This window comes from Tenacibaculum amylolyticum, assembly GCF_964511145.1.
GTDB classification, from domain to species: domain Bacteria; phylum Bacteroidota; class Bacteroidia; order Flavobacteriales; family Flavobacteriaceae; genus Polaribacter; species Polaribacter amylolyticum.
This window is the reverse complement of sequence record NZ_CAZEFZ010000063.1, coordinates 186,165-208,182: the sequence shown is the minus strand read 5'-3', so window position 1 is coordinate 208,182 and position 22,018 is coordinate 186,165. Positions and strand designations below refer to the sequence as shown.

Annotated in this window: 24 protein-coding genes; 8 read left to right on the top strand and 16 right to left on the bottom strand. The window is 30.5% G+C overall.

The window, feature by feature from the left end:
- Window positions 1-50: 50 nt before the first annotated feature.
- From ACKTTC_RS14085 to ACKTTC_RS14055, 7 genes are all read right to left on the bottom strand, one after another.
- The gene (locus ACKTTC_RS14085) at window positions 51-974 is read right to left on the bottom strand and encodes a YihY/virulence factor BrkB family protein (protein WP_408040479.1); all 924 of its coding nucleotides are present in this window, start codon (window positions 972-974) and stop codon (window positions 51-53) included.
- Between the two features lie 25 nt (window positions 975-999).
- Window positions 1,000-1,392: a hypothetical protein gene (locus ACKTTC_RS14080; RefSeq protein ID WP_408040478.1), complete on the bottom strand. Its 393-nt coding sequence runs from the start codon at window positions 1,390-1,392 to the stop codon at window positions 1,000-1,002.
- 49 nt (window positions 1,393-1,441) lie between these two features.
- On the bottom strand, window positions 1,442-2,011 hold the full coding sequence (locus ACKTTC_RS14075) for a pentapeptide repeat-containing protein (RefSeq protein ID WP_408040477.1): 570 nt from the start codon (window positions 2,009-2,011) through the stop codon (window positions 1,442-1,444).
- 79 nt (window positions 2,012-2,090) lie between these two features.
- A complete protein-coding gene (locus ACKTTC_RS14070; protein WP_408040476.1) occupies window positions 2,091-4,211 on the bottom strand; it encodes a M3 family metallopeptidase in 2,121 nt (706 codons plus the stop codon).
- A 9-nt stretch (window positions 4,212-4,220) separates the two neighbouring features.
- Window positions 4,221-4,841, bottom strand: a complete 621-nt coding sequence (locus ACKTTC_RS14065) for a CatB-related O-acetyltransferase (protein WP_408040475.1) — start codon at window positions 4,839-4,841, stop codon at window positions 4,221-4,223.
- Window positions 4,842-4,845: 4 nt separating this feature from the next.
- Window positions 4,846-5,706 carry a carboxylating nicotinate-nucleotide diphosphorylase gene (nadC, locus tag ACKTTC_RS14060; protein WP_408040474.1) on the bottom strand — a complete coding sequence of 287 codons (861 nt, stop codon included), beginning with the start codon at window positions 5,704-5,706 and terminating at the stop codon, window positions 4,846-4,848.
- A gap of 157 nt (window positions 5,707-5,863) precedes the next feature.
- A complete protein-coding gene (locus ACKTTC_RS14055; protein WP_408040473.1) occupies window positions 5,864-7,246 on the bottom strand; it encodes a glycoside hydrolase family 71/99-like protein in 1,383 nt (460 codons plus the stop codon).
- A 106-nt stretch (window positions 7,247-7,352) separates the two neighbouring features.
- Here ACKTTC_RS14055 and rlmH point away from each other — a divergent pair, with 106 nt between their 5' ends.
- A complete protein-coding gene (gene rlmH, locus ACKTTC_RS14050; RefSeq protein ID WP_408040472.1) occupies window positions 7,353-7,826 on the top strand; it encodes a 23S rRNA (pseudouridine(1915)-N(3))-methyltransferase RlmH in 474 nt (157 codons plus the stop codon).
- A 2-nt stretch (window positions 7,827-7,828) separates the two neighbouring features.
- Here the strand turns inward: rlmH and ACKTTC_RS14045 are convergent, their stop codons facing one another.
- On the bottom strand, window positions 7,829-8,626 hold the full coding sequence (locus tag ACKTTC_RS14045; protein ID WP_408040471.1) for a helix-turn-helix domain-containing protein: 798 nt from the start codon (window positions 8,624-8,626) through the stop codon (window positions 7,829-7,831).
- Window positions 8,627-8,828: 202 nt separating this feature from the next.
- Here ACKTTC_RS14045 and ACKTTC_RS14040 point away from each other — a divergent pair, with 202 nt between their 5' ends.
- From ACKTTC_RS14040 to ACKTTC_RS14015, 6 genes are all read left to right on the top strand, one after another.
- The gene (locus ACKTTC_RS14040) at window positions 8,829-9,404 is read left to right on the top strand and encodes a non-canonical purine NTP diphosphatase (RefSeq protein ID WP_408040470.1); all 576 of its coding nucleotides are present in this window, start codon (window positions 8,829-8,831) and stop codon (window positions 9,402-9,404) included.
- Between the two features lie 44 nt (window positions 9,405-9,448).
- On the top strand, window positions 9,449-10,480 hold the full coding sequence (locus ACKTTC_RS14035; RefSeq protein ID WP_408040469.1) for a FecCD family ABC transporter permease: 1,032 nt from the start codon (window positions 9,449-9,451) through the stop codon (window positions 10,478-10,480).
- 65 nt (window positions 10,481-10,545) lie between these two features.
- Entirely contained in the window at window positions 10,546-11,301 is a 756-nt protein-coding gene (locus ACKTTC_RS14030; protein WP_408040468.1) for an ABC transporter ATP-binding protein, read from the top strand.
- Between the two features lie 56 nt (window positions 11,302-11,357).
- Window positions 11,358-12,404 carry a M28 family metallopeptidase gene (locus ACKTTC_RS14025; protein WP_408040467.1) on the top strand — a complete coding sequence of 349 codons (1,047 nt, stop codon included), beginning with the start codon at window positions 11,358-11,360 and terminating at the stop codon, window positions 12,402-12,404.
- Between the two features lie 137 nt (window positions 12,405-12,541).
- Window positions 12,542-12,724 carry a hypothetical protein gene (locus ACKTTC_RS14020; RefSeq protein ID WP_408040466.1) on the top strand — a complete coding sequence of 61 codons (183 nt, stop codon included), beginning with the start codon at window positions 12,542-12,544 and terminating at the stop codon, window positions 12,722-12,724.
- A gap of 50 nt (window positions 12,725-12,774) precedes the next feature.
- Window positions 12,775-13,131, top strand: a complete 357-nt coding sequence (locus ACKTTC_RS14015; protein ID WP_408040465.1) for a DUF1304 domain-containing protein — start codon at window positions 12,775-12,777, stop codon at window positions 13,129-13,131.
- A gap of 17 nt (window positions 13,132-13,148) precedes the next feature.
- Here ACKTTC_RS14015 and ACKTTC_RS14010 read toward each other — a convergent pair whose 3' ends face one another.
- From ACKTTC_RS14010 to ACKTTC_RS13995, 4 genes are all read right to left on the bottom strand, one after another.
- Window positions 13,149-13,949: a DNA alkylation repair protein gene (locus tag ACKTTC_RS14010; RefSeq protein ID WP_408040464.1), complete on the bottom strand. Its 801-nt coding sequence runs from the start codon at window positions 13,947-13,949 to the stop codon at window positions 13,149-13,151.
- A gap of 74 nt (window positions 13,950-14,023) precedes the next feature.
- The gene (locus ACKTTC_RS14005) at window positions 14,024-14,944 is read right to left on the bottom strand and encodes an SRPBCC family protein (protein ID WP_408040463.1); all 921 of its coding nucleotides are present in this window, start codon (window positions 14,942-14,944) and stop codon (window positions 14,024-14,026) included.
- A 109-nt stretch (window positions 14,945-15,053) separates the two neighbouring features.
- The gene (gene holA, locus ACKTTC_RS14000) at window positions 15,054-16,055 is read right to left on the bottom strand and encodes a DNA polymerase III subunit delta (protein ID WP_408040462.1); all 1,002 of its coding nucleotides are present in this window, start codon (window positions 16,053-16,055) and stop codon (window positions 15,054-15,056) included.
- 4 nt (window positions 16,056-16,059) lie between these two features.
- Window positions 16,060-16,467, bottom strand: coding sequence for a DUF4345 domain-containing protein (locus tag ACKTTC_RS13995; protein ID WP_408040461.1), 408 nt, complete (start codon window positions 16,465-16,467; stop codon window positions 16,060-16,062).
- 18 nt (window positions 16,468-16,485) lie between these two features.
- On the opposite strand from ACKTTC_RS13995, the gene ACKTTC_RS13990 reads away from it, so the two are divergent.
- Window positions 16,486-16,935 (top strand): type I restriction enzyme HsdR N-terminal domain-containing protein, encoded by a 450-nt coding sequence (locus ACKTTC_RS13990; RefSeq protein ID WP_408040460.1) that lies wholly within the window; start codon window positions 16,486-16,488, stop codon window positions 16,933-16,935.
- A 14-nt stretch (window positions 16,936-16,949) separates the two neighbouring features.
- Here ACKTTC_RS13990 and ACKTTC_RS13985 read toward each other — a convergent pair whose 3' ends face one another.
- From ACKTTC_RS13985 to ACKTTC_RS13970, 4 genes are all read right to left on the bottom strand, one after another.
- Window positions 16,950-17,627: a response regulator transcription factor gene (locus ACKTTC_RS13985; protein WP_408040459.1), complete on the bottom strand. Its 678-nt coding sequence runs from the start codon at window positions 17,625-17,627 to the stop codon at window positions 16,950-16,952.
- Window positions 17,628-18,090: 463 nt separating this feature from the next.
- Complete coding sequence (locus ACKTTC_RS13980) at window positions 18,091-19,155, bottom strand: imelysin family protein (RefSeq protein WP_408040458.1); 1,065 nt, start codon at window positions 19,153-19,155, stop codon at window positions 18,091-18,093.
- 1 nt (window position 19,156) lies between these two features.
- A complete protein-coding gene (locus tag ACKTTC_RS13975) occupies window positions 19,157-20,551 on the bottom strand; it encodes a di-heme oxidoreductase family protein (protein WP_408040457.1) in 1,395 nt (464 codons plus the stop codon).
- Window positions 20,552-20,657: 106 nt separating this feature from the next.
- Entirely contained in the window at window positions 20,658-21,878 is a 1,221-nt protein-coding gene (locus ACKTTC_RS13970) for an imelysin family protein (RefSeq protein ID WP_408040456.1), read from the bottom strand.
- Between the last annotated feature and the right edge of the window lie 140 nt (window positions 21,879-22,018).

Sequence of the window (22,018 nt, the reverse complement as noted above, 5' to 3'; positions counted from 1 at the left end):
CTCAGTTGACAGTTCAGAATGACAATGGAAAAGAGCTACTTTACGCCTTTTTAATCTAGCTGTTTTTTTAGTCTATAAATAGATGCATTTAGCTCAAAACCTAGTAATAATACAATTGCATTTAACCAAACGAATAACATTAAAATTAGTAATGTTCCAATAGATCCGTATAGCTGGTTGTACTGTGCAAACTTTACTACGTAAATTCCAAAAAGGTAAAATGTAAATAAAGAAACGACTGTTGTAAGAATGGCTCCAGCTGAGAAAAATTTAATTTGACGTCCTTGCTTCGTTCCATATCTGAATAACAATGAAACAATGGTATATATCATTACTAAAAAGAGAAAACCTCTTCCTAAGTAGAATAGGTCTAATTCCCCTGTATCAAACCAACCGATTTTGTCTATTTTAGAAAGTGCAATTTGGTATAAAATGATTAAAGAAACGGTTACAATCAGGAAGAATGCCATTAGTAACGAAACACCTAACGACACGATGTAAGCTCTGAAAACATTTCTAAATTCTTTTACGTGGTAAGAATATTCAAATCCTCCAAAAATAGCATTGACTCCATTTGTCATTAGAAAAATTGAAGCTAAAAAACCAAACGATAATAATCCTCCATATTGGTTATTCAGAATATCTTTAATAACACCGTTTACCGCATCGAATGTTTTTGGTGGTAAACCTTCTTTTATTAAATCGAAAAGTCCTTGTTGAAATCCTTCAATAGGAATGTATGGAATGAGCGTAAGAATGAACAATAAAAACGGGAAAATTGCCATAAAAAAACTAAATGCAATTCCTCCTGCTCTTGTTGTTAACGCTCCTTTTACAATTCCTATACCGTACATTTCTAGCACATCGTATAAAGACATACCTTGTAAACCTGGAATTTTTATTTTCTTTCCTAGTTTTATAAACCAATTGATTACTGGTATTTTTTCAAGACTTTCTTCTATTCTTTTTGTCATTTTAGCACATAGCTTATTTCATTAGCTAATCTCTTAATAATGAATACACTTTCTTGGTTTGTATTTCATTATCGAATTTTAATTGTATGGTAATATTGCTTTTACCTATCAATCTATGTTTAACTCCTTTAATTATAAGTTTTCTTCCGTCTATTAAACACTCTGTAAAGATAACCTTAAATTTAAACTTACCTTCTAAATTCCTACTTCTAACAATAATTTCATATTTGAATTTATTTCTCAGTAGAATATAATCATCATAGATTTTTATTTCCCCTAACCAATAGCTAGTCTTTCCTAATTCTCTATTAACAATCTCTATTTCGTCATATACTTCTAATAATCTTCCTTTAGATAGCTCTTTTTTTGCTTTATTTTTTTCAATTACAGTAAAAATAATCCCTATTGTAAAAAACAATATTAATATACCTATAAAGAGGCTTGAGATAACAAAATTAACATCCAATTTACTCGATTTTAACCTTATACTTTCTTAATAAATTAGCTATATTTTCTTTTGAGAAAATTGCTTTTTCTATTCTATTTGTTTCTAAATCTATTGAAAAGTTACGCGCTGTTTTAAAATTTGCTTCTCTGAGGTCTGTATTTTCAAAAATAGCACCTAATAAATCACAATTATCAAACTCACTTTGCTGTAAATCTGTTTCTGTAAAATCCACTTCCTTAAGACTTGTATTTATAAATTGGAAGTTTTGCATTCTTAATTGGTAAAAAGAACTATAATCTAAATGACAATTGGTAAAGTTTATTTGTAATAAAAACGGATCTACTTCATGAAACTTTATTCCCATCAGTTTAGAATCAAAAAAATGTGTGTTCTTAAAACTACATCCTCTTACCCGTGAATTACTCAAATTACAGTTTATAAATTCACACTCTAGGAATTCTGATCCATTAATATGTAGTTCTGATAAATCACAATCTTTAAATATACAAGCATCAAAGTCAGCTTTACTAAGCTTTTCACTAGTAAAACTGACTTTGGTAAATGTTTCGTTATCGAAATAATCGTTCATTGTTGTATCCGTTAGAAAGCATTTTTTGAAAGCTAAAAATACGCTTTTTGTCAGCTACTTTCTAAGTTTTACAACCGAACTATTTTAAACCTCTTGCTTTTAACATTGGTTCTGCTTGCGGATCGCGACCTGCAAAAGTTTTATACATTTTTGCATAGTCCATTGTATTTCCTCTAGATAAGATTTCTTTACGGAACTTCTCTCCATTTTCACGAGTTAATAATCCGTTATCTTTAAACCAATCGTATGCATCATGACTTAACATTTCTGTCCATAAGTACGAATAGTATCCTGCAGCATATCCTCCACTAAAAATATGTGCAAAATATGTAGAACGGTATCTTGGTGGAATCTCCGCTATTTTAAGCTTCATTTTCTCTAAAGCTTCTTTTTCAAAAGCAGCTACATCTTCAACATTATCGTCTACACCAATTGTGTGCCATTGCATATCTAAATTAGATGAACCTAAGTTTTCTATAATTGAATATCCTTGGTTAAATGTTCCTGCATTTTTAATTTTTTGTAATAATGCATCTGGAATTACTTCTCCAGTTTTATAGTGTAATGCATAATTATTTAATACTTCTGGATGTGTTGCCCAGTTCTCGTTAAATTGCGATGGAAATTCTACAAAATCTCTTGCAACACTTGTTCCTGAAATCGAAGCATATTTTTGATCTCCAAATAAACCGTGTAATGCATGTCCGAATTCATGGAACATTGTTTCTACCTCATCAAAACTGATTAACGCTGGCTCTCCTTCTGCTGGTTTAGGAGAATTACATACGTTATAAATTACTGGTTTTTGATCTCTTAATTTTGATTGCTTTACAAATGCACTCATCCAAGCACCTCCTCTTTTGCTATCTCTAGCAAAGTAGTCTCCATAAAATAATCCTAATTTACTTCCATCTTCATTGAATAATTCATACACCACAACATCTGGGTGGTACGTTGGAATATCGTCTCTCTTTTTAAAAGTGATTCCGTATAATTTATTCGCAGCATAAAACACTCCTTTTTCTAATACATTGTTTAATTCAAAGTATTGTTTTACTTCTTCTTCGTCTAAATCATATTTAGATTTACGAACTTTCTCTGCATAGTGATTCCAATCGTACGGAGTTAATTTAAAATCGCCTCCATCTTTATTAATTTGTGCTTGAATTTCTTTAATTTCTGAATCTGCTTTTTCTAATGATCCAGGAATTAAATTCGTAAACATTTCGAATACTTTTTCTGGTTTAGAAGCCATTGTTCCTTGTAAACTCCAGCTTGCATAATTATCGAAACCTAAAATTTGTGCTTTTTTAGCTCTTAATGCAACCATTTGCTTTACTAAATCAGAAGTATCAAATTCTCCTCCTTCAGTTCTTTTAATAGATTTATTAAATAACTCTTCTCTAGTTCCTCTGTCTTCTAATGTTTGTAACGATGGTTGTTGTGTAGTATTAATTAACTGAATGTTATACTTACCATCTTTTTCTAATGATTTTATTTTTTCTTCAGAAAATCCTTTCAACTTCGCTTTGTCTTCTACTACAACTCCTCCTTTTTTACTAGCATCTAATAACTTCTTTCCAAAATCGTTTGATAAGCTAGCTATTTGTGCATTTATATCTTTCAGCTCTTTCTTCTTCTCTTCAGATAAATTAGCTCCAGCTTTTACAAAGTTTTTATAGTATTCTTTTACTAAGTGTTTAGATTCTTCATCTAAACCTGAACTTCCTAAGTTATTATATACTGTTTTGATTCTTTCAAACAACGGAGTGTTTAATAAAATCTCATCTGTATGTTTTGAGAACTTTGGTGCTAATTCTTTTTGAATTTCTCTAATCTTATCATTTGTATTAGCTCCAGCTAAAGCATAAAATACTGCTGTTACATTATCTAATACTTTACTACTTTCTTCTAAAGGTAAAATGGTATTATCAAATGTCGGTGCATCTATATTCTCTACAATTTTAGCTATTTCTTCATTTTGAACTTCCATACCTTTTAAGATAGCAGGCATAAAATGTTCGTCTTTAATTTTTGTAAAATCTGGTGCACCGTAATCTAACGTGCTTTTTACTAATAATGGATTTTCAGTAACATTCATATTAGTATCTTCTTTCTTAATGTTTTCTTTCTTGGTTTCTTTGGTATTACAACTTACCATTACAGCGATAATGGCAGTTATGAGCATATGTTTCTTCATGTTTAGGTATTATTTCTGGTTTTCTAGTTTAGTATTGGTTAAATATTGTAAGTTTTCTGTTATTTTTTCAATAGGCCAGTTCCACCATTGCTGTTCTAATAATGTTTCAATAGTTGCTGCATCAAAACGTTTTCTTATTTCTTTGGCTGGATTTCCTCCTACTATTGAATAAGGCGCTACATCTTTAACTACAGTTGCATTGGTTGCTATAATTGCTCCATCTCCAATAGTTACTCCTGCCATAATTGTTGCGTTGTAACCAATCCAAACATCATTACCAATAGTAATATTACCTTTATTCGGATAGGTTTTATCTTTCATTGCTTCTTCCCATCCATTCCCAAAAATGGCAAAAGGATAGGTAGAAAAAGCATCTGTTAAATGATTTGCTCCATTCATAATGAATTTTACATCTGAAGCAATCATACAGAACTTTCCTATAATCAGTTTATCATTTATAAAATCGAAATGATATTTTACATTCTTTTCGAAGTTTTCTACGTTCTCAAAATCGTCGTAATACGTATAATCTCCAACACTGATATTTGGATTCTTTACGATGTTTTTTAGAAAACAGAGTCTATCGTAATTTTTTAAAGGAAACTTGGTATGTTTATCGGGTCCAAGCATATTATTATTCTACCGCTTTCAAACTCAAGTCCATATTATATACAGAATGTGTAAGTGCTCCTGAAGAAATGTAATTTACTCCACACTCTGCATACTCTCGAATTGTTTTCTCATTAATTCCTCCTGAACTTTCTGTTAAACATTGCTCTCCAATTAATGCTACAGCTTCTCTAGTATCTTCATAATTAAAGTTATCTATTAAAATTCTGTAGACTCCTTCATTCGATAAAATTTCTTTAATTTCTTCTATATTTCTGGCTTCAACAATAATTTTAATATCCAATCCTTTTTCTGCTAAATACTTTTTTGTTTTTGTAATTGCTTGTGTAATTCCTCCTGCAAAATCTATATGATTGTCTTTAATCATAACCATATCATACAATGCAAATCTATGATTCTCTCCACCTCCTATTTTTACAGCCCATTTTTCTAGAGCTCTAATTCCTGGTGTTGTTTTACGAGTGTCTAAAACTTTGGTTTTTGTTCCTTCTAGCAAATCCATAAAAGAACGTGTTTTCGTGGCAATAGCACTCATTCGTTGCATTGCATTTAATACTAAACGTTCTGCTTGTAATATAGATTGTGATTTTCCTGACACATAAAATACAATATCTCCGTATTTTACATGCTCTCCATCATTTATAAGTGTTTCAACTTTTAAGTCTTTATCTACATAAGCAAATACCATTTTAGCAAACTCAACACCTGCTATAATTCCTTCATCTTTTACTAATAGTTTTGCTTTACCTTTTGCTTCAGCTGGAATACATGATAGTGATGTATGATCTCCATCACCAATATCTTCTCTAATTGCATTTGCAATGATCAATTCTAATTCTTTATTGAACTTTTCTTGTGATATCATTCTCTTATGATTATTGATCGTAAAAATAAGATTTTAAATATAAAATGGAATATCCGTTCTTCCCTACAGGAAAAACGGATATTTAAATAAAAGTTTACGCTTTTTTAAATTTGTTACAATATCTTCTTAACGTATTTTTAATTCATTTTAAAGTCAATTACAAGTTATCTCCGTAGAACCATAATATAGCTCCTACTATTAGTTTTGATCTAAATAACCTACCTTTCATAGCGTATCTATATGCTCGGTTTATAATACGTAACATACGCTTATTTTTCGCAAATTTTTTCTTCAACTTATAGATATAATAGGCTAGTTTCAAATCTTCATTTTTATATGAAACTTGAGTTAACTTTTGTAGTTGTTCTAAGTATTTATACCCAAACTCTTCCGTAGGTTCTATCATTGTACCTTCTCCAAAATCGTTCCAAGTAGCAATTTGTATAAAATCTACTGGATGCTTTAATGATTCTAGATAGGAATCTACAAACATATCTTCGTTTGTTCCATCTAATATCCATTCACTTTCATTTGCTGGTCGCCATCCTCCTTCTTTATAAAAGTCATTGAAATTTGGGTACGAAACACCTCCTATTACATCATTCTCAAAATCTGCATTATAATTGTAATATCCTTCTAATGTTTCTAGGTGTTTTTCATCGATCCAAGCAAACTCACCTTTACTGTTTTCTGTTCCAATAATATTTTTAGCTCCCCAAAGTGAAAGTATATTATACTCCTTTTTTAAAGAGGAAAGAATATCTGTCCAATCGTTACTATCATCTATAAAATTAGGTCCGAAAATGAATAACAGTTCTTTGTTATTTATTTTAATATAATTCTTTTTACTGAAATAATTTTGTTTGATATAGTTTAAATCGTTCTTTGCTTGTGCTACTTGAATAGGTGTAAGTATTCTTGCTTGTTCGTTAACAACTCTATCTTCATACATTACAGCAAATTCTAATTTCGTTTTATCTAACTCTTTTAAGAAACTTTCCATTCCTTCCTTAATCAAGTTAAAATCACGAACATTTCGAATTCCGTACCAATCGAATATTACACCATCTACACCGCTTAATTTCATTAACAACAAATGATATTGCTGTAAGTCTCTATCTATTGTAGAATAAGGGCCAATTAATGGGTAATAGTGCGATGCTATTTGCCTTTTGCCATCTTTATCTAACATCTCTGGGTTCTGATTTGTCATCGTCCAATGTTGGCCCCAGAAACCATTTATTTCTTTAGATTGAAACCAAGGCATGTAATGCACGTATACTTTTTCTCTAGTACGTTTATTTACAGTTTCGGTAGTACTACTTTTAATAATGGAGTTGTTATCTAACTCTTCTTCAATTACTTTATCCAGTTCATCTGTTTTGTAATTAGCAATCCAATTTTCATAGGTTTTAAGGTCAGTTTGCGCCGCAGGTATTTCTTCTGTTTCTATACCTTTTTTAAAGCTGTCTTCTGTACATGCTACGCACAATAAAATGCACGTACTTAACAGTACATGTTTAACGGGGGGTACTCTCATGTTCTAGTATTCAAATATTTAACTCGCTAAAATTATTTATTTCTATTTTACTAATTCATAGGATAATCCCTTTTTTTTAGTTTAGTTTTGCCCCAAATTATTTGTAATGAAAATTAAACTACTTGCTATTGGTAAGACAGATGATAAAAATTTGATTCAATTAATCGATTTATATCAGAAAAGATTACAACACTATATTAAGTTTGAGCTTGAAATTATTCCAGATATTAAAAATGTTAAGAATCTTTCCGAGTCACAACAAAAAGAAAAAGAAGGTGCTTTAATTTTATCTAAACTACAAGCTACTGACCAATTAGTTTTATTAGATGATAAAGGCAAGCAGTACACTTCTATTGAGTTTTCTAATTTTCTTCAGAAAAAAATGAATAGCGGAATTAAACAATTGGTTTTAGTAATTGGTGGTCCGTATGGTTTTTCTGATGCCGTGTATCAAAAAGCAAGTGGTAAACTATCGCTATCTAAAATGACTTTTTCTCACCAAATGATTCGTTTATTTATCGTTGAACAGATTTATCGTGGTTTTACAATTCTACGCAATGAACCTTATCATCACGAATAACCTTACGCTATTTCTTTATGATTTTCTGCGATCTTATACAATAAGATAATCTCTAAAAGTTGTAAGGGTAATAATATGATTATTCCTAATTCAGGAATTAGAAATACAAATACTACTCCTGAAATAATTTCGAAAATTCCAGTAATTAAAGCTAAACCTCCATATTTCTTTTGTAGCATTAATACAGGAATTCCTAAAAGAATTAATAAAACTCCATATATTAACGATCGTACCCACATCATGAATAGAAACCAATTCTCTGCATAATAAATAGAAATAATATCGTAAACACTAAAGCAAAATACTGCTATTAACATAATCATACCTACTATAGAGAGCATACTTTTTTGATAAATTTTACCTGTAGCTATAAAACCTCGTATGAAAAAGAAAAATGTAATCATTGAGGCTACTTTAATTAAAACATAGAGTGTGTTTGTTAGTATAGCATCTCCTTCTTCTATTCTATAATACTCGCTCATTATTTCAGGAAACCCTAAGAAGAAATAGATAATTCCGAAAATCCAAGAAAATTGTAATACTTTAAATTTATTTTTTGGAGTAATTCCTAATACTGGTGTAAAATCTTCCGAAACTACATTCTCTGTTATACTTTTATAATCCGCTCCTAGTACTTCTAGAATATTCTTTAAGGTATAACTTCTTGGAGTTACCTCTCCTGCTTCTATACGCTGAATTGTTCTAACGTTAATGTTACATTTTTCTACAAGTTCTTCTTGTGTTAATCCTTGTTGTTTTCTTAAATCGGAAATCTTCTTTCCTAATGCTGGTTGTTTCATTGTAAATATATTTTCGTCTTTCATACAATCTTACTCTTGCTTTTTATTTTGAGGAAACATTTTCATTGATTTTACCCCGACTTTCACACGACATTCCTTTATTTATAGTACTTTCAGAGAATTACTCTCATGATAAACAAAATGTGTTTATCTTAACAAAGATGATAAAAAATATTACATTTGTTTGGTAATTTTTTATGATATGAAGCTAGTTTTTGCCACCAACAATTTAAATAAACTAAAGGAAGTACAGGAAATTCTCCCTTCTTCTATTGAGTTGCTATCTTTAAAAGATATTGATTGTTTTGACGAAGTAGCAGAAACTGCCACTACTTTAGAAGGGAATGCTCAATTGAAAGCAAATCATATTACTGAGAAGTTTGGATATAATTGTTTTGCAGATGACACTGGATTAGAAGTGGCTGCTTTAAATGGTGCTCCTGGCGTATATTCTGCAAGATATGCTGGAGAACCAGCCAATGCTGAAAACAACATGGCTAAATTACTTACAAACTTAGATCAAATAACTGATAGGCAAGCGCAATTTAGAACTTCTATTTGCTTGAATTTAGACGGTAAACAATTCCTTTTTGATGGTATTTGTAAAGGTGAAATTTTAACTCAGCAACAAGGAGAAAAAGGTTTTGGTTATGATCCAATTTTTCAACCTGATGGTTATACTGTTTCTTTTGCTGAAATGACTTCTGAAGAAAAGAACGAAATTAGTCATAGAGGTTTGGCTATTCAAAAATTAATAGCGTTTCTAAAAACATATTAAAGTTGCTTTAAAATACCAATTCTTATCGATATAGAAACTATTACATGGAGCAACAACGAACATATACAAACCATTTTATATTAATTGGATTCCTGCTGCTTATTTTAGCTTTCTTAAATATAAACTTAGGTTCTGTACACATTCCTTTTGAAGAAGTTTTTACTAGTCTTACTGGTGGTACTGCTTCGAAAAAAAGCTGGCAAACCATTATCCTTAATTATCGTTTACCTAAAACAATTACTGCCATTTTAGTAGGCTCTGGACTTTCCATTTCTGGCTTGCTTATGCAGACATTATTTCGAAATCCTTTAGCAGGCCCCTTTGTATTAGGTATTTCTTCTGGTGCAAGTTTAGGTGTTGCTATTTTTTTACTTGGCGCAGGTCTTTTCGGAAATTTCACATTGTTTTCTGTTTTTTCTGGTTGGGGATTACCTATTGCATCTAGTATCGGTGCATTTTTAGTCTTGCTTGCTGTAATAGTAGCCGCCAATAAAGTAAGGAATACAATGTCTATTTTAATAATTGGACTCATGTTTGGTGCTCTTGCTGGGGCTTTAATTAGTGTATTGTCTTATTTTAGTGAAGCAGAGCAAATTCAGCAATTTGCTTTTTGGAATTTTGGTAGTTTAGGAAATTTAACTTGGAATGAGATTTTAATTTTCTCCGTAGTTTACTTGCTCGCTATTATAGGAGTTATAGCTTCTATAAAACCTTTAAATAGTTTTTTATTAGGTGAAAATTATGCAAAAAGCTTAGGAATTAATACTCGAAGAAGTAGGAATGTCATCTTATTCATAACAAGTTTACTAACTGGCATTATTACTTCTTTTGCAGGCCCAATAGCTTTCGTTGGTTTGGCTGTTCCTCATATTACTAAATTAGTCTTTAAAACCTCAAATCATAAAATCTTACTTCCTGCCGTTGCAATAATAGGTGGAATAGTTTTATTAATTTGCGATAGTATTGCTCAATTACCTAATAGTGAATTTACTTTACCTATTAATGCTATTACTTCTTTATTTGGTGCACCTGTCGTAATTTGGTTATTGGTTAGAAAGAAGAAAATTTATGTTTAGGTTGGAAGTTAAAATATTTAATTATTACAGATACAAATAAAAATATCGTTTTACATACCAAGGATTTGACTATTGGTTATCGTAAGAAAAAAGGTCAGAAATCTATTATTTCCAATATCGATTTACATATTGAGAAAGGAAAGTTTGTTGCTTTATTAGGAAAAAATGGTGCTGGTAAATCTACTTTATTAAGAACTATTAGTAATGTTCAAAAAAAGTTAACAGGTGAAATTTACATTAACCAGAAAGAAATTACTTCTTTTTCTCAGCAAGAACTCGCTACTCTTTTAAGTGTTGTACTTACAGAACGATTGCCAGAAAGTCAACTTACCGTTTTTGAAATTGTTGCTTTAGGAAGACAGCCTTACACCAACTGGCTAGATCGTTTATCTGAAAAAGATACTCAAAAAGTACTAGATGCTTTAGAGTTGACTAATGTCTTACATTTAAAAGATCGTCCTTTTTATACACTTAGTGATGGACAATTACAACGTGTATTAATTGCACGAGCTCTAGCTCAAGATACTGAAGTAATTATTTTAGATGAACCAACAGTGCATTTAGATATTCATCATACTTATAAAATATTTTCACTTTTACAGAACTTAGTAAAAAAAACTCAAAAAACTGTTATCATTTCTACTCATGAAGTAAACTTAGCATTAAAGTTAGCAGATACTTTTGTTCTTATTGTAAACGAAGGTTTGTACTCTGGTAATGCTTCTGAATTGATGCAACAAAATGCATTTTCTTCTCTTTTCCCCAAAGAATTAATTAGTTTTAACAAAAATTTACAACAATTCGTAATTAACAAAATTTAAATTTGATTTCTTATAGCTATACTTTAGCTAAACCATTAAACAATAACTTAAATTCAATGAGAAAATTAATTTATACCGCTTGTGCTTGTACTTTCATCGCTTGTGGTTCTAGTCAAAATACAGTTTCTAGTAATACTAGTACTAAAAATGACTCTAATATTGATTATGCTGAAAAGTATGCTCAAACTATTACTGCAAAAGACTTAGGGAAACATTTATTTACGTATGCTTCAGATGAATTTGAAGGTCGCGATACTGGTGAACCTGGTCAGAAAAAAGCCGTTGAGTACTTAAAGAATTTTTACATTTCTGAAGGAATTTCTTCTCCATTAGGCGGCGATAATTACTTTCAAAAAGTACCATCTTCTTATTTAAGTAATAATCGTAGAGGTATTAAATTAAATGATTCTGAAAACGTTGTTGCTTTTATTAAAGGTACAGAAAAGCCAGATGAGATTGTTGTTATTTCTGCCCATTTAGATCATGAAGGTGTAAAGAATGGAAAAGTATACAACGGTGCAGATGATGATGGTTCTGGAACTGTTGCTATTTTAGAAATTGCAGAAGCTTTTAAAAAGGCTGCAGATGAAGGACGAGGACCAAAACGTTCTATTTTATTTTTACATGTAACAGGTGAAGAAAAAGGCTTATTAGGTTCAAAATATTATACTGAAAACCCTGTTTTTCCTTTAGAGAATACAGTTACGGATTTAAATATTGACATGATTGGTAGAATTGACGCGCGTCATAAAGGGAATCCTAATTACGTGTATTTAATTGGATCTGATAAGTTAAGTACAGAGCTTCATAATTTATCTGAAGAAGTAAATAAAAAGTATACAAATATTGATCTTGATTATAAATACAACGATGAAAATGATCCAAATCGTTTCTACTATCGTTCAGATCATTATAATTTTGCAAAGCATAATATTCCTATCATTTTCTATTTTAATGGTACTCATGCAGATTACCACCAGCCAACAGATACTCCAGATAGAATTAACTACGAGTTATTAGAAAACAGGGCTCGTTTAGTATTTCTTACCGCTTGGGAAGTTGCTAATAGAGATAAAAGATTAGTTGTTGACAAAGCTCAATAAACGATATTCTTTATAAAAACATTTTTAAAAGGCTCTTAACAAAGTTGTTGAGAGCCTTTTAAATTTTAACATATCGCTAATTTCTATACTTCATTGAAATTAACTATATTTAGGAAGTAAAATAACAACCCGAAAATATGCTTAATAAAACTCCAATTATTTTATTAGTAGTAGGTTTAGTACTACTATCATTAAGTCAAATTCTTGCTCGTTTTTATACTCCAGAAAATTTTGTGACAGGTTTTGCTTTTGGTACGGGTATAGGAATACTTATTGTTGCTCTTATTACTCTATCTAAAGCTCGTTCTGCAGAAGAATAAACTACAGATACTATTTTACACACCTTCTATAATTTAAATCAAATAGCTTTATGATTATCAATATACTAATAGGGTTTATTGCTCTTTTACACTTATATATTTTATGGTTTGAAATGTTTGCATGGGAAACACGTGGGAGAAAAGTTTTTAAACATTTTCCTGGTGAATTATTTCCAAAAACTAAAACCATGGCTGCCAATCAAGGTTTATATAATGGTTTTTTAGCTGCTGGACTTATCTGGACTTTTTTCATTCAAAATGAAGAATGGAGAACTAACGTTGCAGTTTTCTTTTTAGGTTGCGTTGCTGTAGCTGGAATTTTCGGAGCTTTAACTGCAAGTAAAAAGATTTTCTTTGTACAGGCATTACCAGCTCTTATTACATTAGCCTTACTATTTTTATTATAAAACTGTTAGTAATAGTTTTACTTCCTTATTGTTCGTAATCCTCTTTTAATAATGTAGGTTGTTTCTTTTGTAGTCGATTCTTTTTCCCATCGATTACAGGTATTTTGCACCCATATTGGATCTGATTTGCTTGCATCATTTAACCAATTTGCTACAGCATCTCTAACATACTTAGAACTATCTGATTTTAATGGTTCTAATAGTGTAATTCCTTTTTGCGGTTCTTCTTGAAAAGCTGCTATTTTTTTCGTCCAAACTCCTACTGGTCGTAAAGACTCTACTGCAAATCTTCTGATATTTTCATCTTCATTTTTAGTCCAAGTAGAAAGTATGTTAATTGCTGTATCCAAATCTGCAATCATACGCTCTTTAGTTGCAAAAATCACAACTTCACGAACACCAAAATGTGTATCTGCTGCATATTCTTGCATTGCTGGTAATAAACTAGTAACTGTATCGTAATGTAAACTTTCTGCCCAACATGACCAACAACGTACTATGTCTGAAGTATGTGTTTTTAACTGTTTATAAATAGTACTTTCTTTCGTTAATAACCCAAAAGTTTCTCCTATTACTTTTGTATTACTATTCGCCGTAGGTTTCTTTTGCGAACTTACAGCAGCTTCAAAATCTATAAACCATTCTTCTTTTCCTAATGTTTGCAATACCAATTGTAGTAAACTTAACTGATCTACAGCTAGCCATTCCATTAAGTTTTTCGTTTCTATTAATCCTTTATTAAGGTATGTAATTACTTCTGGATTTACATCTTTCGCACTTCTTGGTCCTTTTCTATCTAAAATATGTTTTGGAATCATTTTCTTGTGTAAACAAAAGACAACCCGATGAGTTGTCTTTCTTGTTATTTCTTATTGATTAATTCATTTATTTATTACAATATAGGCATGCTAATATCTACAATCATCTCTTCTGGTTTAGCTTGAGAAGGGTCGTTGATATAAATTTCTAATGGTGCTCCTTTTTTATCCTTTTTGAATTCTTTATTTCGCTCCATCATCATAATAGTAGACCAAGCATTTCCTAAATGTTCATATTTTCCTGTATGACGAACTGTTTGCATTTTCCTTTTAGATAAATTCCCAAAGAAAAAATCATTAGGTAAGTTATCTGGTTTTTCTTTTACTGGAAACCCTGTAACATATACTACATTATCTTTTACTAAGTTGAATTTTTGATATTCTGAAAAAGGTACACCAATAACATCAATATTATTTTTAGCTATATATTCTTTTAAATCACCAAAGTCTTTTTCCATAGCTTCTGCTATTTTAGAGAAAGCTGTATCGGTTTTCTTTCCTATAAAGCTACCTCCTTCAAAATTATTGACTTCCATAATTTCAATTTTACTATGAACTGTGCCTTCTTCAATTTCTTCTTTTAACATTCTCAATCCTCTCTCATAATCCATACCTATATAAATCTGCATAGATTTTTTCATCCAAAACATGAAAAAAGGTAGTGAACTTTCCATTGTCCATTCTACTTCTGTACCTTCTTGAGTATCTTTAAAATTAAAAGCTACTTTGGCTTTCGATTTCCATGGTTTTAAAAATGTTAAATCATAATTTATACTATTATCACTTTCATTAAGCACGCTCATTTCTCCGCTTCCTACTCTATTTCCTTCCCACTTATAGTATTTCCCGTCCTCTGCATAATTTACAGTTGCTTCTGGTTCACAAATTAACCATGGAGACCAGTTCTTCCAATTATGAAAATCGGCTAAAAATTCTTTGATTTTTTCTTTTGAAGCATTAATAATAATACTTTTAGATACATTCATTTTTGGCATGACAGTATAAGTTTAGTTTTCTATAAAGTTATAAAAAAAGTGTTAGTGTTATAACCTTAATTCAAACAAACCGTCGTGAATCAATTACTATAAGTCTATATGATTATTTTTAATGTAAGATTTTAAAGACTAATTCTTTTAAAATATCTTCTTGAGATTGATTAGCTCCTACTCCTTTACTTTTTACGTCTGCATCTCTTAATAATCCTATTACTTGAGAAACTTTACGCATAGGGTAATTTCTTGCCGCTTGTACATAATCGTCTACAAAATATGGATTTACGCCTAAAGCTCTAGCTACAGAAGCTTTCGATTTATCTTGCAGACCATGATATAATAAAAGTTGTGTAAAAAAGCTATTCAACAAAGAAATGGTCATTACCAAAGGATTGTTCTTTGGATTTTGACTAAAATAATTAATAATTCTGTTTGCTTTTACTACATCTTTTACACCTACGGCTTTACGCAACTCAAAATTATTGAAGTCTTTTGAAATTCCTATGTTTTCTTCAATATGTTGTGGTGTAATAATTGTATCCTCTGGTAATACTGAGGTAAGTTTATCTAATTCATTGCTAATTTTGCTCAAATCAGTTCCTAAGAATTCTACCAACATTTGTGCTGCTTTCGGCTCAATATTATACTTTTTACCACCTAAAACACGTCGAATCCAGTCTCCTACTTGATTTTCATATAACTTTTTACTTTCATAAATAAGTCCGTTTTTAGCAATTGTTTTGTAAACTTTCTTACGTTTATCTAACTTCTTGTATTTATAATTTAATACTAAAACGGTAGAAGGTTGCGGATTTTCTGCATACGCTTCTAATTTATCTATCGTTCTACTTAAATCTTGTGCTTCTTTTACAATAATTACCTGATGCTCTGCCATCATAGGAAAACGTTTTGCTGAAGACACAATTTCATCTACAGATACATCTCTTCCGTACATAATTACTTGATTGAATCCTTTTTCAGATTCATCTAAGACATTATGCTCTATATAATCTGATATTTTATCTATATAGTAAGGTTCTTCTCCCATTAAAAAGTAAATAGGTTTAAGATTTCCTTGCTTAATATCTCCTACAATTTGTTTTACATCATTCATCTACTTATGATTTTAAAATAGTACTATACTTCTTTAAGTTGTATAGTCCCCAGATCATCATTATCAATTCTAAAATAGCTCCTATTAAAAACTGGTTAGAAACACCATCTACTAGAATACTTATAAATCTTCCAAAAGCTAAACCTCCCATGAATAAAATATTAGAAAGTGTTGCGGCTTCCCAAAATCTTTTTTTCTGAGTCCCAATAATCCAAAAAATCCCTAAAAAAATATACAGCCCCATAATCGCTCTAAATATATTTTTCAGTTCCAAATCGGCAACTTCAAAACCAAATACAACTGGTAATATTTTGCTTGGATTAAATCCGTATACAAAACTCACCAAAATTACAATGATAGCGGATATAATTAACTGTAGGTTTTTTACCATACTCATTGTACTAGTATTCAAATTGATTATTTTTGATTGATGGAAAAATTAAATTTACCTCCGTATCCTTTCAAGATCAAAAGTAACGAAAAACATCACCTTATCTTTGATGAAGTACGAAAAAAATACATCGTATTAACTCCAGAGGAATGGGTACGCCAACATTACCTTCAGTTTTTATTGAACGATAAAAAATATCCTATTTCATTAATCGCTGTAGAAAAACAGCTTACGATTAACAATTTAAAAAAGCGAACGGATATTTTGGTTTTTTCTCCTAACGGAACTCCTAATATTATTGTAGAATGCAAAGCTCCTGAAGTAAAAATTACACAGGCTACTTTTGACCAAATTGCTCGTTATAATCTAAAATTGCAAGCCAATTACTTGATTGTAACCAATGGCTTGCAACATTACTTTTGTATGCTCGATACTAAGAATGAATCTTATGTCTTTTTAAAAGACATTCCGAGCTACTTAAAACATTAATATAACTCTAAAATCTAACCAACGAGTTTATATCCTTTTCCATATATCGTAACAATTTTCACTTTTTCATCTAATAATAAATGTTTTCTTAGCTTAACTATGTATGTTATCATACTTCTAGCTGTATAGCTATTATCTTCTCTCCATATTTTAGTTAAGGCTAGCTCTTTTGGTAGTATATCATTCTTATGCTCTAATAAGAGTTCTAACAATTTACTTTCTCTTCGAGTTAATTTCACAGAATTTTCCTTTCTAAAAGATAACTCTCGTTTTCTAAAATTAAATGTATAACCACCAATTTCATATTTGCCTTGAGCCAAACTTTTGGTATTGATGATTAATTTAATTTTTTGTAGCAGATTACTAAGCTCAAATGGATTTTTATGGCACGAATATGCTAAACTTAACTTATAAGATAGCAGCCTATTATAAGCTCTAACATCTTCCGTTAAAAAAATCATTGGAATGTGATGATTAATCATCCTAATGGTATTTATCATTATAGCCTCTTTGCTGTTTATCAGCTTTTCGTCTATGATGCATAAATCACATTCTTCTTTTCTGATACTTAATAGTTCATCTGCTATACTTTTAGCATAAGTAACATGATAACCTTTTAATTTTAAGCAGTTTTTTAATGTTTTTCCAAAGCATTCTTCCCCGTCGATCAGTAAAATTTTTAGTCCTCCCATTTTTATTTAGATTTTATGAAACCAATATGGTTTCTTAGTTCTTACAAAAACAGAAAATGATTAACGTTCGTTTGTATTTCTTACCTTTAAAAACTTTATTAAGTTTTACTTTTCTTTAAGAAAACTTTCTTCGATTTTTTAAGGCTGTTATCTCAAAATCAGCATCAATATTTTTATCAATAGTAATTTTAATTCATATTGTTCTATATTCTCCCGTCTAAAATATACAACAGATTGTTAACTTATATTTCTGTTCCTACTCTAATGAAACAGTTGAACAAAAAAACACCCTACCTTTATTTTATATTTTTTTTAAGACAAAGTAAAAATCTTTATCATTCCTCAATGTATTTAACTGAAACAATACACTTTTACAAAAACATTTGCAAGCCCTTTATATAATTACAATAAAGAGCTTACAATATTCTTTTGATCGTATATATAATCTTATACCTAGAACATTTTAGTCTCCATCATTATCTGTAAAAGTAATTGTTACAGAAAGAGCACTTGCAACGTCTACTTTAACAAGTACAATTAATACATTTATACTTTCATATAATTTAGTTACTCCACTTATATTAAAAGTGATAGCATTGCTTAATGATGTATTTTCTAGCGTTGCTATATCTCCCTCAATAGCATTAATAACTCCTAAGATTTTATCATTTATTTCGTTAGAATTTGTTACAGCACTCACATAATTATCTAAGCTATTAGCAGTACCGAAGTAAATACTTTTAACTGCGGCAATATTTTCTTTAATTAAATTTAATGAAAATTCACTTTTTTCTGCTTGTAAAGCTATTGTATTAATAGTACTTGTACTCTGAAAACCAGCTGGTTCACCAATTTTAAAACGTTTTACATTTTCTAATAATACATTTATTTGATTCACCAACATATTTACACTCCCATTGATTCCAGTACTACTATTATTGATAAAAGTTGACCTATAACTGGCCCAAGCACTATTTAATATTTGCGCTTTTTTTACTAAATTTTCTCCTAATACTTTTAAATATTCTTTTCTTCTTGTATTACTGAAATCATTCAAGGTTTCTGTAATAGCATTTTCGAATAATAAAAACTCGATTGCACTTAATCCTCTTGTATTTGTAGATCTTGCATTAATTGTAGTTTCTGTAATTGGATTTGTAGAGGCTATATAATCATTAATCGCAGTTTCGTTAGCTCCCCATGTATAAAATGATGACATGATTAATGATGATTGAATTTCTCCGAAATCCATAATTTCAATAAAAGCAAATGCTTTTGCTGTTTGCTTCCATTGTGTTCTTAAACTTTCTAAATTAGTTTGCGAAGTAGTATTATAAAAAGCTACAATGGCTGTATTTAAATCTGTAACACTATTTACAAATGCTGTTGTTGCTGGAGTTTCTATTTCACTTATAAACTCTGAACGTAGTTTTGCAACATCAAATGTTGCTTCACTTCTAGACTCACTGTCGTTACTACAAGCAAAGACAATGGCTATTACTGTAAGCATTACTATAATTTTTCTCATTTTATAATGAATTAATAAAAGCTATAACTGCTTCTCTATCTTCTTTAATTAATTTTTTATATGCTTCTTTAGAAGCTACTGCTTCTCCTCCATGCCATAATATTGCTTCTTGTACATTTCTTGCTCTTCCGTCGTGCAATAAGAAGGTATGTTGGTTTACTTCTTGGAATAAACCTATTCCCCATAAAGGCTGAGTTCTCCATTCGCGTCCTGTTGCTTTAAAATCAGGTCTATTGTCTGCTAAATCTTCTCCCATATCATGCAATAAGAAATCAGAAAATGGTCGAATTGTAACACCTTCTAATGTTTCATTAAATGAATAACTTGAGGTTGTAAATGATTCTATGTGGCAACTATTACATTTTAAATCTCTAAATATTCTTTTTCCTTTTAATACTTCAGGATCTTCAAAATTTCTTCGAATTGGTACTGATAAAGAAGTAGAATAAATCATAATATTATCTAGAGATCTATCTTCTACTTCTGGTAAACCTCCATTAGGAGCATCATTACAATCGCTTTGAGGTGATGGACAATTTTCATCAGGAAATATAGACGTTGTTAATCCCATATCTCCTATAAAAGCTCCTGCTACCTGTTGTCTTAAATTTGGTTGATTTGCTTTCCATCCAAACCTTCCTAGTTCTTCTTGATTGCTTACTACATTCCACACGTAATTAGGTTTTCCTGATATACCATCATTGTCTGCATCAAACTCATCAGCATTTATTAAAATATCTTGAACAGATATTGCATCTATTAAGCCTAAACCTATTACTTGTTGTCCAACTCTTGGTGACGTTAATACATTTTGTAAAGAACCAAACTGCTCATCAAAAATGGTATAAATAGGCTTTGTAAGCTCATATGTTTCTCCATCTTCAAAACTTCCCTGAATCGTTTCATACCTAACACTTACCTTAGCTTCTATAGGTATTCCTAAATTAGCTCTTTCTTGGATTTGATCTCCATATCCTGGTACAGGTAGTGGTTCTCCATGAACTCCTGTACCTGGTACACTAATTCGCATTAAAAAACCTTGAGAAAATTGTTGTCCTTCTTCCAAAGGTAATCCACGTCCATCTTTATTATGACAAGCACTACATGCACGCGCATTAAAAGTAGGTCCCAATCCATCTCTAGCTGTTGTTGAAGCTGGAGCACTTACCCAATTTTGTCTGAACAATGAATTTCCTGCGAAAAACAATAAATCTTGTTGTTGAGGTAATCCTGGAACTGCTTGATCAAATGCATTAGATCCTAAAATTCTAGTTGTAAGTCTACCTGCTGATAACTCTTCTCCTTCTTCGTAGGTTTCACCTACAGGTATATACGGCTCTTCATTAGAACACCCTATAATAAATAGTATACATATTAAATAATATACTTTTTTCATCATCATTTCATTTACCAAATAAACCAAACTACCTAAAAATATAGATAGTTTGGTTAGTGATTTTTTGTTAGAATTTACTGTATAAGACTAAAGTCTTCGTGTAAAACTATACACTAGGATCAATTGTTTTTCCAGTAATTGTTTTTCCAGCTTGCGCTAATTCATCTCCTTGCTTTCTTAAAGAAATAACTGCAGACATTACTGGTTTTGTTGGATCGTCTATTGTCTCTCCAATAATTAAATTATCAAAAGATTTTGCATCTGAAATAGCCTGTACTTTGGTCATTACTTCTGCTGCTGTAGCTGTTAAAGCTGTAGCTTCAGTTGCATTTACTAATGCTAAAACATCTAATAAAGAAGTTCCTGATACTACAGTTCCACCAGTACGCACATAAGTTCCATTTATAATATTATTAATAGACTTTGCATTTAAGAAAACATCTCTATGAGTATTATCTGAAAAACATGAATGCTCATCTTCTTGATTTTGGTTTTCAACAGCAGTTGCCATTCTTTCTCCTGCTAATTCTCCTTTACTTAATTTAGCAGCTCCAGTTAAGATTTTATCGATTGCATCATCTTTACTTAAACCTAAAAAGAAATTTCTGTATGCAGCTCCAGATTTCCACTGATCTGCTACTGATTTTAAATCTTCTACTAAAATTTCTGTTGCAATTTGTAAATATTGACCTCTCCTATCTGCATTAGCTGCAGTAGTATAATCTGTATAAGGTCTTTGTCCTGCCATTTTAGCTGAAGGATCTGTACTATCCTGTCCCCATAATAAAAACTCAATTGCATGATAACCTAAAGTAACATTCGACTCGTTATCATTATAACCAGAGATTTCTTTGATAACTGCTTTAGTTAATGTCGGATATTCTGCTGTGTTATTCACAATATTCTGTCTATTATCAGAAGTGTCTTCTCCTCCTGTACCAGTAGCCACATAATCAATTAATGCTTCATCTAATGGCCACGCATTGATATATCCTTCTGGTTCACCATCATCACCATCGATTGGTCCGTCGTAAAAACGATATGCTTCAGTTTGCCCATAAGGCTCTCTAGCTGCTAACCAAGCTGTTTTAGCAGCATCAAAACTAGCTTGTGTAGGTGTTGCAACGAATGCATCAATTGCAGTTTTTAACTCATTGGTTCTCTCTAAAGCGTCACTGTAACTTGCTTCAACTATATTAACATAGTTTGCTACAAAATCTGTTTTTGCTTGCTCTAAGGTGTTTGCTGTATTATCTGTGTCATCTGAACACGATTTAAAAGCAAAACCAACTAGAACTACTAATAGTATTTTGAATAAATTTTTCATTTAACTTTATTTAGACTGTTTTAAAATAAAAAACAAATGTAACTGTATGAATTTTATATTCAAATTTTTTTTATGATAATCATAAAATATTTTTATACTAAAATATTCTATCTAAAAATTAATAAATCTTTACATTTTAA